Raw genomic sequence first — 15,754 nt, forward strand, 5'->3', positions numbered from 1 at the left:
ACTACAAACCTGCTTTAGCAAAAACATCACTCACAATTGCTTGTGCTTCACTAATGATGCTTTGTAAGTGCTCTTCATTAACAAAACTTTCTGCATATATTTTGTAAATCTCTTCAGTTCCAGATGGACGTGCTGCAAACCAACCATTGTCGGTTTCTACTTTTAAGCCACCAATCGCAGCATTGTTACCTGGTGCATGACTCAGTTTTTTAGTAATAGCTTCACCGGCTAAAGATTCAGCAGTAACCATTTCAGGCGTTAAGCTCGCTAATACTTGCTTTTGCTTGGCATTAGCTACCGCTTCAACACGACCATAACATGGCTGACCAAGCCTATCTGCAAGTTCGACATAATGTTGATAAGGATCTTTTCCTGTTACAGCTAAAATTTCAGCAGCTAATAGTGCCATAATGAAGCCGTCTTTATCTGTCGTCCAACAACTACCATCTTTGGCGATAAATGAAGCGCCAGCACTTTCTTCCCCGCCAAAAGCGAATGTTGCATCTTGTAGGCCATCTACAAACCATTTAAATCCGACCGGTACTTCTGCTAGCGGTTTATTTAGATCATTGGCCACTCGATCAATAAGCGAGCTCGATACTAACGTTTTACCGATTTGTGCCGTTTCAGGCCATTCTCGATGGGTCATTAAGTAATGAATAGATACGGCAAGGTAATGATTTGGATTCATCAAACCGCCGGATTTAGTCACGATACCGTGCCTATCGAAATCAGGGTCATTTCCGACGGCAATATCAAACTTATCTTTTAATTCGATTAAGCCAGCCATTGCATAAGCTGACGAGCAATCCATGCGGATCTTGCCATCTTTATCTAACGGCATAAACGAAAAGCTAGGGTCAACTTCATGATTAACGACATCAATATTAATACTGTAGCGCTTTGCAATTGCTGGCCAGTAATCAATTCCTGAGCCACCAAGAGGGTCGACACCAATTTTCACACCTGCTTTTGCAATCGCTTCCATATCAATTACTTGCGATAGCTGTTCAACATACTCAGTGATAAAGTCTCGCTTTGTAAGTAATTCAGAGGCCACTGCTTCTGATAACGGTAAATCAAGTACTTCTTCTAAATCATTCCTTAATATCTCATTAGCGCGCTGCTCAATCAGCTTAGTAATGTCACCTTCTGCTGGACCACCATGGGGAGGATTGTATTTAATCCCTCCGTCTTGTGGCGGGTTATGCGACGGGGTAATAATTAATCCATCAGCAACTGTATCTTGAGACTTGTTGTGGTCAATAATTAATCTTGAAATAACAGGAGTCGGGGTATATCCCAAGTCTTGCTGAATAACGACAGGTACACTATTCGCAATTAACACACTAATCGCTGTATTAAATGCAGGTTCTGAAAGTGCGTGGGTATCTTTTCCTAAATATAAAGGTCCATCAAAGCCTTGGGCTTTGCGGTATTCTGCAACCGCCTGAACAATTGCTAATATATGATATTCATTGAAACTTGCTTTGAGCGCACTTCCCCGGTGACCAGAAGTACCGAAACTTACTTTTTGTGCGGCTATATTTACATCAGGTTGTGTGAAAAAGTAATCGCTGACCACTTTTGCAATGTTTATCCTGTCTTCAGGTAATGACTTCTGCCCTGCACGCTCATGAACGGTCATTTAAATTCCTTAATTATTCTTACAAAAATAGTTATAAAAGTTCGCGAATTTTTTCTGCTTGATGCTCTGCATAACCTAATGCTAAAGAAACTTCCGTTAACATCATTTTCTTACGCGTAGTATTTGAATTAGTTATAACCCAATATGGGCTCTCAGGAATTTGTCTAGGCTTTGTGCTACTACCACTTTCTGCTAAAGCATTTTCATTATTTGCAAAGTACAAGCGATCACGGCCACGAATACTGCACACCACTTCGAAATCTTGTTGATGCACACGATACAAGGCTTGCAAAATTAAGAGAAAACGACCAACGGCACCACGCTGTCCTGCAAGTTCTTCTTTATTTATATGATCAAACACCGAGCCTTTAGCAGGTTGAGCTTGCTTAACAGGCTTCTCTACCTTCTTTTCCTCAGTATTCGAAACTTTTGGTGCTTCTTCTTGTCGAGCATCAAATGCCAGTAGGCGTCTTAAAATTGAGGAAGCACTTTCACCAATAAACTGAGTATTACTAGCAATAAATTGATATAGCTCTTCGTCTATTTCGATATTTTTCATTCACAATCCAAAAATTCTATTTTGAGCCAAGCGATTATACGCATCTCAATTAGATCTCTCTAGCGCAAAAAAAAGAAAGTTTGCAATATTTTCAAATTCATTTCACTTGCATCCTACCCATAAGTTAAGGAAAATTCGTTCTTCTAAACTGGAGGAAAAATGACACTTTTACATCATCAAATTCGAGGAAATGGAAAACCTGTAGTGCTTATACATGGGTTGTTTGGCAGTTTAGATAACTTAGGAATGGTTGCTAAGCCATTATCTGATAACTATCAGGTGATAAGTGTCGACGTCAGAAACCATGGCAGTTCATTTCACGAAGAGAGTATGACCTACGATGAATTGGCTGCAGATGTAATTTCGTTACTCGATCATCTGAATATAAAACAAGCAGATTTCTTAGGTCATTCAATGGGCGGCAAGATTGCCATGCAAATAGCCTTAAACCACCCAGAAAAAGTGAACCGCCTAATTGTCGCCGATATTGCACCGGTCTTATACCCCGCACACCATCAAAAAATTATCGAAGGTCTGCTGAGTTTAGATTTGGCTAGTATAAGTAGCCGAAAGGCTGCCGATGAACAATTAAGCCATTATGTAGATGAAATAGGTGTTAGGCAGTTCTTGTTGCGCAATTTAAAAACTGAACAAGGAAAACTGAGTTTCAAATGTAATGTGAACTTTATTGCAAACTGCTATACACAAATTATGCAAGCCTTTGATAAAAACAAGAGATTTGACGGCCAAGTGCTTTTTATTAAAGGTGGAAGCTCCAATTATATAACGAGTGAACACCGCGATATTATTGTCAACCACTTCCCCAATAGCAGTGCAAAAGTAATTGCCGGTGCTGGCCATTGGCTACATGCAGAGAAAACAGTCGCTTTTAATAAAATTGTTAAAGATTTTTTAGCAAGATAAGTCGATTGGCTCTAGCTCTTATGATATAGTGCCGCCAGATTTTTTTGGGTGATTTTATGCTAGCAGAACATTTTGAACTTATTGAGACAATTGGTCTTAACTTGTTCTTTGCTTTTATTTTTATTTTCATAGGCTTATCGATCAACGATGTCATGAAAAAAAATGATGTTCCCAAAATGGGACAATACGTAGTGTACTTTGTATTGTTCTTAGGGTGCGCAGGCTTCATTGCTAAAGGTGTGATCCAGATCATTTGGGAAAGCCAAGGTATCGGATAGTATGGCAAAAGAAGCAGCAGATTTAACAACGATAGATTTGTTTAATGATGAGAAACGCCCGGGGAGGCCAAAAACTAACCCTCACCCTCGTAGCGTTCAAATCAAAATCAATAAACGCAATCAAGTTAAAAGAGACAAAACAAAAGGACTAAAGCGCGTTGAATTTAAGATTCATACAAGCTTGTTCGAAGCATTAGATGCTAAAGCAAAAGATGAAGGCGTAAGCCGTAGTGAACTTATCGAAGCGCTACTAGTAAAAGCTTTAGCAGATGAAGAATTATAGATTAAGAGATTGAAAGGTTAAATTTAAATGGCAATTGTAGGTTTATTTTTCGGTAGTGATACAGGTAACACAGAAGCTGTTAGTAAGATGATCCAGAAGAAACTGGGTAAGAAAATGGTGGAAGTGAAAGATATTGCTAAAAGCACGAAAGAAGATATCGCTGAATTTGATTTAATTATACTAGGTATCCCTACATGGTATTACGGTGAGAACCAATGTGATTGGGATGATTTTTTACCAGAACTAGAAGAAGTTGATTTTAACGATAAGTTAGTCGCAATTTTCGGTTTAGGTGATCAAGAAGATTATGCAGAGTACTTTTGTGACGCCATGCTGCCATTAAAAGAAATTGCAGAATCTAAAGGCGCTATTTTAGTTGGTCAATGGCCTGTTGAAGGTTATGAGTTTGAAGCATCTAAAGCGCTTGTCGATGATAATAACTTTATCGGCCTATGTATCGATGAAGATCGTCAACCAGAATTAACAGAAGAGCGCGTAGATAAATGGGTCAACCAAATCTATGACGAAATGTGTTTAGCTGAATTAGAAGACTAATTTTAAATCTAAGCTGACTCTTAAAAGCCTTGTTAATTAACAGGGCTTTTTTTTGCCCAGAATTTATTCAATGGCGCATAAAATTAAATTGGCAAGAATCAACGAGGTTTATCGAGATTATTCACACACGTTAAATTGAGTCTTTTAACTGCTATTATTACACGAGTATTAAACAACTAATCGACGATTATGAACATTAGCGACGTATTCACATTACTTGAATCCAATCAAAATGATAGAGGCATAAAACACTGGCAAGCAATGGGCAGCACCGGAGGGCTAAGCTCATATGGCATTGGCTTAACGGTGTTAAGAAAACTTGCTAAAAAAATTGGGCGAGATCACCAACTTGCTCAAGCTCTCTGGCAAACAGACTGTTACGACGCCAAAGTTATCGGGCTACTTATTGATGAACCTAAAGCAATGACTGAAGCGCAAGTCGAGGCTCAGGTTGAAGATATCAATATTGGTATGTTGACTCATATATTTTCTTCTTGTGACGCTACCCTGCCTAAAGCGCCATTTGCTTTTGAACTTGCTAACAAGTGGCTAGACAGTGAAAATGAGTCAAGGAAGCGCAGTGCTTACGGATTGATTTACGAATTTTCTAAAAGCAAATCGAAAAAATACAGTGATGAATTTTTTGAGCAATGTTTAACTCGTATCGATAATGAAATATTAACGCAAAGCACGTGGGTAAAAATGTCGATGGCTGGCGCCATTATGGGCATTGGCAAACGAACCAAAGCATTGAATCAACACGCATTAAAAATTGCCAATAAAGTAGGCCCTATAGATTTTAATGAAAAAGATGGAAAATGTGACCCGTTTGACGTTGCAAAGCATCTAACCAGCGATTACGTCAAACAAAAGCTAGTAATAAAATAGCCATCAACGATACTTTTTCTTACGACGAATATATAAGGTTCGATTAACCGCGGCAACTACATCACCACTTTCATCCTTTATATAAGTAGTGACTTGCGGTAGAAACTTTTCACCACTCGCCGTATTTTCTTCAATGTCATTGAGTAACTGATCAGTGATAATAAACTCAGCCGTAACTTTACCCTTACCAGGCTTGATAAAGTCAATGTCGGCACATTTATCCCAAATAATATATTCGTCTCGGAGTCGAGCCATCAGCATCATCATATAAAACGGATCAGTCATCGCAAATAATGAACCGCCAAATATAGTTCCAACGCCATTTCGATTCCAAGCACTCAATTTCATTTCGACACTTGCTTCGCGAAAGTCTGCGCTGATTTTTTTTAATTTTATTCGGTAAAAGAATAAAGGAGGCCAAATATTAATTAAAAGTTTGAATAGCCACGCTTTTGAAAACATTAAATTCATCGATTTTCCGTCAAAAACTCATCGTACCAGTTAATTATCGCAAGTATTATGCGTAAAAAGCAAAGAAAATTACCCGAGTAATTAACTAAGGCTTTTATCTCGACAAATAAACTTCTATAATTTTTGACAACTTAACTAAAGATAAAAAGTTGTATGTCAGAACAAAACGAAGAATTGAAACGTGCAGGTCTGAAAATCACGCTTCCACGCGTAAAGATTTTAAGCATTTTACAACAACCTGAAAATCAACATATCAGTGCCGAAGATGTTTATAAGATTTTGCTAGAACAGCAAGAAGAAATTGGCCTTGCGACCGTTTATCGTGTTCTAAACCAATTCGATGACGCAGGCATTGTTACTCGACATCATTTTGAAGGTGGTAAGTCTGTGTTTGAGCTTTCGCACAAAAGCCATCACGATCATTTAGTTTGCTTGAAATGTGGCAAGGTAGTGGAGTTTGAAGACGACACTATTGAACAAAGACAACTTGATATAGCTAAACATCATAAAATTAAGCTTACTAACCATAGTTTGTACTTATACGGTGAATGCGAAGATGAAGTTGCTTGTGAAGATTACCGTAAGTCTAATCTTTAATTTTAATGTTGTTTCTACCTAGAAACAAAAAAGCCAGCTTCTAGCTGGCTTTTTCTTGTTAATTATTCCTAAGCGGTTAGCCCGAAATTTTCGCCCAAGTATCACGTAAACCAACGGTACGGTTAAATACTAATTTATCTGACGGTTTATTATCTAAACAGAAATAGCCTTGTCGTTCAAACTGAAAAGCCACTTCAGGTTTAGCGTTAACTAAATATGGTTCTACTTTAGCCGTATTAATAACAACCAACGAATCAGGGTTAATTACGCTATGAAAATCTGGCTCTGCCGCTGGATTAGGCACAGTAAATAACCTGTCATACAATCTAATTTCGGCATCTACCGACTGCTCTGCACTTACCCAATGAATAACACCTTTTGGCTTAGTGCCATCTTCAGGGTTTTTACCTAAGGTATTTGGATCGTAAGTACAATACACGGTAGTAATATTGCCGTCAGCATCTTTATCACAGCGAGTTGCAGTAACAACATAAGCACCACGTAATCGTACTGCTTTACCAATAACTAAGCGTTTATATTTCTTATTTGCTTCTTCTCGAAAATCTTCAGCTTCAATGTATAGCTCACCGCTAAATGGCACAATACGCGAACCTTGAGATTCATCATTTGGATGATTTTTAACATTCAGTTCTTCAACTTTGCCATCGTCATAATTTTCAATCACTAATTTAATAGGATCTAATACTGCCATTGCGCGTGGTGCAGATTCATTTAAATCGTCACGAATTGCAGACTCGAGAACCCCCATTTCTATGGTATTGTCCATTTTAGTTACGCCAATGCGCTGACAGAATTCTCGAATTGATGCTGGCGTATAACCACGGCGACGGAAACCGGCAATAGTTGGCATACGAGGATCGTCCCAACCATTAACTAAGTTCTCCTCTACAAGTGCGTTTAATTTACGCTTGCTCATTACTGTATATTCAAGATTCAAGCGAGAGAATTCATACTGACGAGGTGTACATTCAATAGATATGTTTTCGATAATCCAATCGTAGATACGGCGGTTATCTTGAAACTCTAAAGTACAAAGTGAATGCGTAATTCCTTCAATAGCATCAGAGATACAGTGAGTAAAATCATACATCGGATAGATGCACCATTTATCTCCAGTTTGATGATGATGCGCAAACTTCACTCGGTAAATTACCGGGTCACGCATACACATAAAACTAGATGCCATATCAACTTTTGCTCTCAAGCAACATTCCCCTTCCTTATATTCACCTTTTCTCATTTTTTCAAAATGAACAAGGTTTTCTTCAGGAGATGTATCTCGATATGGGCTATTCTTACCCGGCTTTTGCAATGTACCGCGGTACTCACGAATTTCATCTGGCGATAAGAAGTCTACGTAAGCTAGGCCTTTTTCAATTAACTCAATCGCGTAGCCATGTAATTGTTCAAAATAATTAGACGAATAACGAACATCACCCGACCAATCAAAACCTAACCAAGTTACGTCTTTTTGAATTGAATTAACGTAATCAATATCTTCTTTTTCAGGGTTTGTATCGTCAAACCTTAGATTACACAAGCCTTTGTAGTCCTGTGCAATTCCAAAATTTAAACAAATAGACTTAGCATGACCTATATGTAAAAAACCATTAGGTTCTGGTGGAAAACGAGTTTGCACGTTGTCATGCTTACCATTTTCCAAATCGGCATCAATAATTTGACGAATAAAGTTAGTTGGACGGTTTTCAGCTTCCGACATCCAATAAGACCTCTAAACAAAGAAAATAAAATAGATAATTAGTCGGCATTATAACAACAGGATTTACGTTTAAATAGCCGTAAACTGCTTATTTTTCAAGAAATCTATTGCACTACTTTTCAGGTACGCGTAATACGTCGAATTTTTGCACAAGGCTTACCAAATTTACATTCCTGCTTCGTCGCACGATTTTCTTTGCAAATGCTACAACGTCTATCTATCACAAGTTTCAAGCTGTTATATTCAAAGCACCTACAACAAAAGTACAATCAACCGTTTTCCGAAAAATAGTCGTGCATTCGCTCATTAATTTCTTGCTCAGATAAGTCTTCAATATGAGTTGCAATTGTCCATACATGACCAAATGGATCTTGCAATGTACCAGCCCTATCACCGTAGAATTGATCAACAACTGGCCTAAGCTCTTTTGCGCCAACAGCTTTAGCCTGAGCAAATACTTTGTCGACATCTTCGGTGTAAATCATCAAGCTAACACCTGCCCCTCCTAATGACTCTGGACTCAAAAAACCCATATCAGGATATTCATCCGTCAACATAAAATGTGAGTCTCCTATTTTCATCTCTGCGTGCGCAATGCCGTCATCTGGGGTGCTAAGCACTAAAACTAATGTTGCATCAAATGCTTGCTGATAAAAGACTAATGCTTGTTTAGCATTTTTTGCGACCAGATAAGGCGTTATTGAATGAAAACCTTCTGGTATTGCACTTACTTTCATGATGTCACCTTTTTGTGAGAATCCTGATTTTAGTGTAGTCTATAAGAGTAAGTCGTTGTTATTTTTGCTAAGGTAATTAGTTAATGCATATGCGTATATTCTCATTACTTTTTTTGCTTTGCACACTGATTAGTCATGATGTGTGGGCAGATACTATCGTGTTGGCTGTTGGTCCAGACCACCAAGAAATGCATGATAATAATTATGCAATTTACCGAGCAAACTGGGAATTTTTATCTATTAGCCTTAAGCAACAAGGTTACAAACTTGAAGCACGCTCTATGCCTTGGGCAAGGGCAAAGGACACTGTAAAATCAGGACAAAGCCATGGACTATTTTTGGCCGCCAACTTCGCAGGAAGAGACCAATGGGCTAGCCTTTCCAAACCTTTAGGCTATGAAGTTTATGGTTGCTTTTTTCATAAAGAAAATGCAGGTGCGCAAAGTGTTATCGCTGCCGTCCGTTTAGGCCAACATGATCGAATCCTTTCTTATTTGTCTCCTGATAAATTACTTAATGTCACTACCGCACAAAAAGGACTTACATTATTGCATAAACAAAAAGTTGACCGATTCATTGTCGCTCAAAGTTACGGTGAATATATATTAGCCAATGAACTCTCATCTATTAGTGCAGCTTTACAATTCGATCCAAATCAATCAGAGCGTCGCAGCCTGCATGTAGCATTTGCTAAAAACAATGAATCAAGTTTAAATGCCCTAGCTATTGTAAATAACGCTATTTCATATGGTGTTAGCAAAGGTTTTTATAGTAAGGTGATGCAAGACAATCAAGTTCCTCTACGTATGCAATTCAATTATGACTTATGAACAATTATCTATAGAGACTGGGCACGGAAGTTATTCCATCGAAGTTAAGGAAAACCATATTTATACGCAATTAAATGGCGCATTTAATGAGCAAGGTGTCTCCAATTGGGTGCAAGAAATGAAAAAAGTAATTGCATCATTGTCGCCAGAACCATTTACTATTTTAGTCGATGAATTAAAAGCAACAGGTGCAACACCGCAAGCACTCAAACTAGCAAATGCATACAACCAATGGCTTAATAAAAAGCCCTTGATTGCCAAAGCTGTTGTTTATAGTGGCGATATGTTTAAAGCCATCGATATAAAAAACTTACCTGCTAGGCAAGAACAAAACATCAAATTTTTCAACAACAGCCAAGACGCTAAAGTTTGGTTAGATAAAGAAGCGAAGCGAATTGGGTAGTACAGCTATAATTATTGGGGCTACCGGTGCGGTAGGTAGTTGTTTATTAAAATTATTATTAGCAGATGATACCATTAGCAGAATCATTGCCCTTACCCGCAGTCCATTAAAACTTAAGCATGAAAAACTTAAAGAAATCTTGGTTGATTTTCAGCAACTCGAACAATACCGCAATCACATTAGTGGTGATGTATTTTTTTCCTGCTTAGGCACTACCAAAAAGCAAGCAGGAAGCATTACCAAGCAGCGTATTGTAGATCTTGAATATCAGTTACTCGCTGCAACGTTAGCAGCAAAAAATAAAGTCAATCATTACCAGTTAGTTTCATCAGCAGGCGCTAATGCCGACTCTAATAGCCCCTATTTAGCAATGAAAGGAGAGTTGGAAGAAGCTATATGCAAATTACCATTTGAATCAATAACCATACTCCAACCGTCATTGTTATTAGCAAAACGTGTAGATTTTCGCTTAGGTGAATGGTTATCTAGTCAAATATTACCGTTAATATGCTTATTGCCTGGCCTAAAAAAATATCGTCCTATAAAGGCAAAAACAGTAGCAGAGAAAATGTTAGGTACTTTTAAAAAGCCAACCTCTGGCATCAAGTTTTATAGATTAGACCAGATATTTAATATTCAAAAACAAACATAACAATTAACCAGTGTTTTGTATGGGAAAAGTGATATCTAAAGAAACACCATTATCGACTTGGCTATATAAACGAACGTCACCATCTAACGCTTGAGTAACTAAATTATAAACCAAGTGCATTCCTAATCCTGTTCCTCCTTCGCCTCGTTTAGTCGTTACAAAAGGTTCGAACACTCTGGAGATAAATTCTTCTGGAATACCTTTACCATTATCTTTGTAATTTAAATAAAAATGGTTATCTTTTACGGTAATATCTATAGTGACTTCTCCTTCATTGGTTTGCTCAAAACCATGAATAATAGAATTCATAATTAAATTAATAATAATTTGGCTTAATGCACCTGGGATACTATCAATTGATAAGTTTTTGTCACAATTCACATGAATTTGATGATTCGTTTTCTTTAGATGAGGTCGCAAAGACAAAATAACTTCATCTATTAATTTAACTACATTAAATTTTCTATGTTGATCACTTGATTGATCAACGGCTACTTGCTTAAAGCTACTAACCAAGTCAGCAGCTCTAGCTAAATTTGAAAATATGATCTGTGAGGTTTCCTGCCCTTCTTTTACAAATTTTTCTAACTGTTTAGCGGTCAACTCTTCTCTTTCAAAAGCTAATTTCAACTCAGTTATTCTATCCTGTAAAAATGTTGACGCAGTAACTCCCATGCCAATTGGCGTATTAACTTCATGTGCAACCCCTGCTACTAAGTTGCCTAGTGCAGCGAACTTTTCCTTTTCAATTAATTGCGCCTGTGTGCTTTTGAGCTGCTTAATCGTTGCTTTTAAATTACTTCGTTGACCAAACAAATCCTTTTGGTAGTTCTTAATCTGATTATCAATAACAACCAATACGAAATTGAATATCAAAAAACCAACTACAAACATAAGCAAAAGAAAAGCAATGGCCTGCTGTAGGCTATTATTTCTTTTTTCCAAAGCCAGTGAGACATCCGTAAAAACAATAAATTTACCGATATTATTACCAACAAAATCAATAATAGGCTGGTACATAAATGCATAACCGTTATCGAATTCAAATTTAAGCCCACTAACTAATATGCTTTTTACCACTTCATTTAAGTTGGTGCGCCTAAACGTGTCTAATTCTTTGTTTCTGGCATGAATGGTCAAATAATCACTGACTAATGCTTCATCAGACACTCGACCAGTTAGTTTATAGATCGCCTCTTTAACATTGTTATTAACGAGATTAATATCAATTAGCTCAACAATATCGATATTAAATTGGTGTTCTGTTTGTCGGATGACATGACCTATTTCCATGCCGAGCTCTATATAGCCAATTAACTTAGCATTAATAAATACGGGCTTTACTGAACGTAATGTAAAGGTGCCCAGTACACCAAACTCCATACCAGATGCGACATAGTTATTTTCACTAGCTCGTTTAAGCGTCTCTCTAGTAATGATATCTCCCATACGCTGAGGTGCATGGGCACGATAAATGACTGTTTTATCAACGGCGATAAAATAAAAATGTGTAATAAAATTTGTTTTATTAAGTTCTTTAAAAATTGGTTTAGATAATGTTATTAATTTGCTTCTGTCTGATGCTTGTAATGCGCTTAAAATCGCTTCGTTTTGAGACAAATGAAATAATGCTAACTCTTGGATTTTGGCTTGTTCGGCAATTTTCTCGTCGTAAAATAAAAATACCTCTTCAAACTTTTCACTAATACTTTGTTGAACTAGTTCATTTGCATTGTTGTAACTAATAAAAAACAGTACAGCAAAAGAGAACAACCACAATACGCTAAAGGTAATAAGTAGTGGGACTCGTATACCGCCACCACTTTGGGTTAACCAATGTATAAATTTATTATTAACTGCCATGTCAATTTCAATCATGTACTTATATTAATAAGCATAATAACGTTTTAAAAATTCACCAGTTTTTTAATAAACTTCAACATTCTATTTTAAAACGCTTATTATTTATGTCACAAAAAATTGCCAAAATTGAATAAAGTTGATCGATCTATTTATTATTGAAAGCATTAATCAAGACTATACTTTTCATTGTAGTTAAATACATTGTGGAGGTGGCTATGAGTATTTCTACAAGGTTGTTAAGTTATCTTGATAACCGTAAAATTCAATATCAAACCATTAAGCATCACCATTCGAATAGTTCAATTGGCAGCGCTATCAATGCCAATATTCCTTTGCACCAATTGGCTAAAGCGGTCATTTTACAAAACCACGAAGATCGAAAAGTCATGGCTATTTTACCTGCTAGTAGGAAAGTAAGCATTTCGACGTTAAATGAACAATTGATGGGTAGTTATCGCCTGTTAAAAGAACATGAAGTCTATCAATTATTCGAAGACTGCGAACACGGCGCAATCCCAGCTATTGCAGAAGCATTCAATATGACCAGTGTTTGCGATGAAAAGCTCGATTTACTTGACTATGTCTACATAGAAGCAGGAGATCACGAGCACTTACTTAAGATTCCACACAAGCACTTTGCAAAATTAGTCGACCGTTGTATGCACCTTACTTTTAGCCATGAGGTCTTTCATTAAGCTTTATTACTCGAAACTGCTCGTGAACAAATGTTAGAATATTAGCCACTTAAGTAATTAAAGGATGTATTACTCGTGGCTATTTCTATTTGCGGCGGCTGCCAGCATCAAATTAATGGCAATGTCAGGCAGTGCCCACTATGTGGCGGCACTATGTCTCATCAACGACCAGAACAAGATAAGACATGTCCTCGATGTCAAATATCAATGGAAATTCACCATTATCGCGGTTACGACTTAGATCAGTGCCCAGCGTGTGAAGGTTTATGGCTTGAGCCTGAAGAGTTCGCGAGCTTAACAACTTCGTTAGATGTATTTAGAGACGAGAACAGTAGTCCACAATACCAAAAACCGGCTCATGTGGGTGCTGAAAGCTATTTACCTTGTGCAAGCTGCAATAAAGTGATGTCACGCCAGAACTATAAAGCTATATCAGGTATCCAAATTGATAGCTGCATTCATTGTGGCATTTGGTTAGATAGAGATGAACTTCAACAAATTAGAAACTTTATCGCCAGCGGCGGCTTAGATAAAGCACAAGACAGAAAAATTGAAAAACACGGAATGGCGATAGATGCTTTAGACGATCGGGTCTCTGATTTAGAGCTAATGGAAAAAGTGCTTCATAAATTTAAATTAAAGCGCATCTTATTTAGAGGCTTTTAAGGCTATAATGTTTGCCAATTACAGTAAGAGCAAAAATATATGACTGAACAACCCGATTATCTCAACAACCCATTACACGGATTAAAACTTGAAGCGTTATTAGAACAGCTAATTAACCAATATGGATGGGAAATACTGGCGGAATATACTCGTATAAATTGTTTTAAAAACAACCCAAGCATGGAATCGAGTATTAAATTTTTTAAAAAGACTGAATGGGCGCGAGAAAAAATCGAGCGTTTTTATTTATATGAATATAAGAACTTACCGAAAGCGCCAGAAGATCAGTTTGAAATTCCACCAAGAGATAGGATTATTCCTTCACACCACAAGCCGAAAGAGCCAAAAATATTAAAACCTGGGCAAGCACCAATTCCTAAAGATCGCGCTGGAGATAAAAACAAGCCTAAAAGTTTTGGTAACTATCGTAATCAGTCAAGCGGTGGAGAAAAGCGCCACAATGATAGACCTTCAGTATCTTCTGGACCGGTCGATCCCTATGCTAAATCACCTAAGTAATTTGACGATTAGCAATTCTTAAATAAAAGCATTCAAATTTTTAATGCGCTTATGGTAGGTTTATAACTAAATAAATAAAATAAAAACCATTTACCTTTATGAAATTTTTACTTAAATCTTCACTATTAGCTATTGCAGTAAGTAGTGCACTGTCTACAGCGTATGCTGGCGTTAAAATCGAACAATCAACAATAGATAAAGCAAAAGCCATTCACGAGCGAGTAATCGTGCTCGATACGCATCATGACTTCAGTGTTGCCAACTTTTCTGAGGAAAAGAACTACACAATGCGCTTAAAAAGTCAGGTCAACCTTCCCAAAATGGACGAAGGTGGATTAGATGTCTCTTGGCTAATTGTCTATACCGGACAAGGTGCACTGAATGCACAAGGCTATGCAACGGCCCACAAGCAAGCAATGGCAAAGTTTGATGCTATTCACCGATTAACCACTGAAATTGCGCCAGATAAAATTGAATTAGCTCTTACTTCTGATGATGTGCGCCGCATTGTAGAGAGCGGAAAGAAAGTCGCGATGATTGGCGTGGAGAATGGCTATCCTATCGGTACAGATATTAGCAACGTGAAAAAGTTTTATGACTTGGGTGCACGCTATATGTCATTAGCACATAATGGTCATAGCCAACTCAGCGACTCTAACACCGGCGATAAAGATAAAAAGTGGCTACATAACGGCTTAAGTGATTTAGGCCGAGAAGCTGTTAAAGAAATGAATAAATGGGGAATAATGATCGATATTTCCCACCCTTCGAAAGCAGCAAACCTTGAAATGATGGCATTATCTAAAGCCCCTGTCATTGCATCGCATTCAGCAAGCCGCGCTATGTATGATCACAGCAGAAACCTTGATGACGAAGAACTGTTAGCATTGAAGGAAAATGGTGGGGTGGTGCAGGCTGTCGCGTTTCGTTCATACATTGACGGAGAAAAATCCAAAGCATTTGCTGATGCAAAAATGACTATCTACAAAAAGATAGCCAAAGAAAAAGGCTATAAGGTGCTAAGTCGCGATGAACGAAAAAAACTTACACCAACGCAAGCTGAAGCTTACTGGGCTAAATTTATGGAAGTCGCGGCACTTGCAGAACCAGAAGTTAAACGTATCGGTGATACTATTGAACAAGTATCGGTAAGCGACCTTGTCGATCACATTGATTATATGGTGAAACTTATCGGTATTGAGCACGTAGGCATTAGCTCTGACTTTGATGGCGGTGGCGGTGTTAAAGGATGGAATGACGCATCTGAAACTTTTAATGTCACCCTTGAGTTAGTTAAACGTGGTTACACAGAAACGGATATTGAAAAAATGTGGAGTGGTAACTTGCTACGCGTATTAGACGAAGTACAAAACATTGCACAATCTATCCAGCAAAAAAGTTAACTTTTAATAGTGACTATAAGAGATTGGCTACTTTAGCTAAGT

19 protein-coding genes are annotated in these 15,754 nt (G+C 37.6%); 13 read left to right on the top strand and 6 right to left on the bottom strand.

The annotated features are described in order from the left end of the window. Position 1 precedes the first annotated feature (1 nt). Positions 2–1,648 carry a phosphoglucomutase (alpha-D-glucose-1,6-bisphosphate-dependent) gene (gene pgm, locus HII17_RS14095; protein WP_169075989.1) on the bottom strand — a complete coding sequence of 549 codons (1,647 nt, stop codon included), beginning with the start codon at positions 1,646–1,648 and terminating at the stop codon, positions 2–4. Between the two features lie 31 nt (positions 1,649–1,679). After that, a complete protein-coding gene (gene seqA, locus HII17_RS14100; protein WP_169075990.1) occupies positions 1,680–2,207 on the bottom strand; it encodes a replication initiation negative regulator SeqA in 528 nt (175 codons plus the stop codon). 159 nt (positions 2,208–2,366) lie between these two features. Between seqA and HII17_RS14105 the strand changes: the two genes are divergently transcribed. The 5 genes from HII17_RS14105 to HII17_RS14125 all read left to right on the top strand — a co-directional run bounded on the left by HII17_RS14105 (position 2,367) and on the right by HII17_RS14125 (position 5,135). Further along, a complete protein-coding gene (locus HII17_RS14105) occupies positions 2,367–3,131 on the top strand; it encodes an alpha/beta fold hydrolase (RefSeq protein WP_169075991.1) in 765 nt (254 codons plus the stop codon). Positions 3,132–3,187: 56 nt separating this feature from the next. Beyond that, positions 3,188–3,409: a DUF2788 domain-containing protein gene (locus HII17_RS14110; protein WP_169075992.1), complete on the top strand. Its 222-nt coding sequence runs from the start codon at positions 3,188–3,190 to the stop codon at positions 3,407–3,409. A gap of 1 nt (position 3,410) precedes the next feature. Then, positions 3,411–3,692, top strand: a complete 282-nt coding sequence (gene ybfE / locus HII17_RS14115) for a LexA regulated protein (RefSeq protein WP_169075993.1) — start codon at positions 3,411–3,413, stop codon at positions 3,690–3,692. 27 nt (positions 3,693–3,719) lie between these two features. After that, positions 3,720–4,247 carry a flavodoxin FldA gene (gene fldA, locus HII17_RS14120; RefSeq protein WP_169075994.1) on the top strand — a complete coding sequence of 176 codons (528 nt, stop codon included), beginning with the start codon at positions 3,720–3,722 and terminating at the stop codon, positions 4,245–4,247. A 189-nt stretch (positions 4,248–4,436) separates the two neighbouring features. Then, positions 4,437–5,135 (top strand): DNA alkylation repair protein, encoded by a 699-nt coding sequence (locus HII17_RS14125; RefSeq protein WP_169075995.1) that lies wholly within the window; start codon positions 4,437–4,439, stop codon positions 5,133–5,135. Between the two features lie 3 nt (positions 5,136–5,138). Here HII17_RS14125 and HII17_RS14130 read toward each other — a convergent pair whose 3' ends face one another. Then, positions 5,139–5,606, bottom strand: a complete 468-nt coding sequence (locus HII17_RS14130; protein ID WP_169075996.1) for a DUF4442 domain-containing protein — start codon at positions 5,604–5,606, stop codon at positions 5,139–5,141. A gap of 153 nt (positions 5,607–5,759) precedes the next feature. On the opposite strand from HII17_RS14130, the gene fur reads away from it, so the two are divergent. Further along, positions 5,760–6,203: a ferric iron uptake transcriptional regulator gene (gene fur, locus HII17_RS14135; RefSeq protein WP_169075997.1), complete on the top strand. Its 444-nt coding sequence runs from the start codon at positions 5,760–5,762 to the stop codon at positions 6,201–6,203. 76 nt (positions 6,204–6,279) lie between these two features. Here fur and glnS read toward each other — a convergent pair whose 3' ends face one another. Beyond that, positions 6,280–7,944, bottom strand: coding sequence for a glutamine--tRNA ligase (glnS, locus tag HII17_RS14140; RefSeq protein ID WP_169075998.1), 1,665 nt, complete (start codon positions 7,942–7,944; stop codon positions 6,280–6,282). 269 nt (positions 7,945–8,213) lie between these two features. After that, the gene (locus tag HII17_RS14145) at positions 8,214–8,681 is read right to left on the bottom strand and encodes a VOC family protein (protein WP_169075999.1); all 468 of its coding nucleotides are present in this window, start codon (positions 8,679–8,681) and stop codon (positions 8,214–8,216) included. Positions 8,682–8,764: 83 nt separating this feature from the next. On the opposite strand from HII17_RS14145, the gene HII17_RS14150 reads away from it, so the two are divergent. Genes HII17_RS14150 through HII17_RS14160 form a run of 3 tightly spaced genes read left to right on the top strand, consistent with a single transcriptional unit; the run spans position 8,765 to position 10,566 of the window. Beyond that, positions 8,765–9,511, top strand: a complete 747-nt coding sequence (locus HII17_RS14150; protein ID WP_169076000.1) for a type 2 periplasmic-binding domain-containing protein — start codon at positions 8,765–8,767, stop codon at positions 9,509–9,511. Further along, entirely contained in the window at positions 9,501–9,914 is a 414-nt protein-coding gene (locus tag HII17_RS14155; RefSeq protein WP_169076001.1) for a hypothetical protein, read from the top strand. Before HII17_RS14150 ends, HII17_RS14155 begins: the two co-directional genes overlap by 11 nt. Next, complete coding sequence (locus tag HII17_RS14160) at positions 9,907–10,566, top strand: NAD(P)H-binding protein (protein ID WP_169076002.1); 660 nt, start codon at positions 9,907–9,909, stop codon at positions 10,564–10,566. Before HII17_RS14155 ends, HII17_RS14160 begins: the two co-directional genes overlap by 8 nt. Before the next feature lie 3 nt (positions 10,567–10,569). Here the strand turns inward: HII17_RS14160 and HII17_RS18965 are convergent, their stop codons facing one another. Further along, entirely contained in the window at positions 10,570–12,429 is a 1,860-nt protein-coding gene (locus HII17_RS18965) for an ATP-binding protein (RefSeq protein WP_211185363.1), read from the bottom strand. A gap of 215 nt (positions 12,430–12,644) precedes the next feature. Between HII17_RS18965 and HII17_RS14170 the strand changes: the two genes are divergently transcribed. The 4 genes from HII17_RS14170 (at position 12,645) to HII17_RS14185 (ending at position 15,712) form a co-directional block, all read left to right on the top strand. Continuing rightward, on the top strand, positions 12,645–13,124 hold the full coding sequence (locus HII17_RS14170) for an aminoacyl-tRNA deacylase (RefSeq protein ID WP_169076003.1): 480 nt from the start codon (positions 12,645–12,647) through the stop codon (positions 13,122–13,124). Between the two features lie 75 nt (positions 13,125–13,199). Next, a complete protein-coding gene (locus tag HII17_RS14175; RefSeq protein WP_169076004.1) occupies positions 13,200–13,790 on the top strand; it encodes a zf-TFIIB domain-containing protein in 591 nt (196 codons plus the stop codon). A gap of 39 nt (positions 13,791–13,829) precedes the next feature. Further along, positions 13,830–14,309 carry a VF530 family protein gene (locus tag HII17_RS14180; RefSeq protein ID WP_169076005.1) on the top strand — a complete coding sequence of 160 codons (480 nt, stop codon included), beginning with the start codon at positions 13,830–13,832 and terminating at the stop codon, positions 14,307–14,309. Between the two features lie 98 nt (positions 14,310–14,407). Continuing rightward, on the top strand, positions 14,408–15,712 hold the full coding sequence (locus HII17_RS14185) for a dipeptidase (protein ID WP_169076006.1): 1,305 nt from the start codon (positions 14,408–14,410) through the stop codon (positions 15,710–15,712). The last annotated feature ends 42 nt before the right edge of the window (positions 15,713–15,754 follow it).

The organism is Thalassotalea algicola, assembly GCF_012932965.1.
GTDB classification, from domain to species: domain Bacteria; phylum Pseudomonadota; class Gammaproteobacteria; order Enterobacterales; family Alteromonadaceae; genus Thalassotalea_F; species Thalassotalea_F algicola.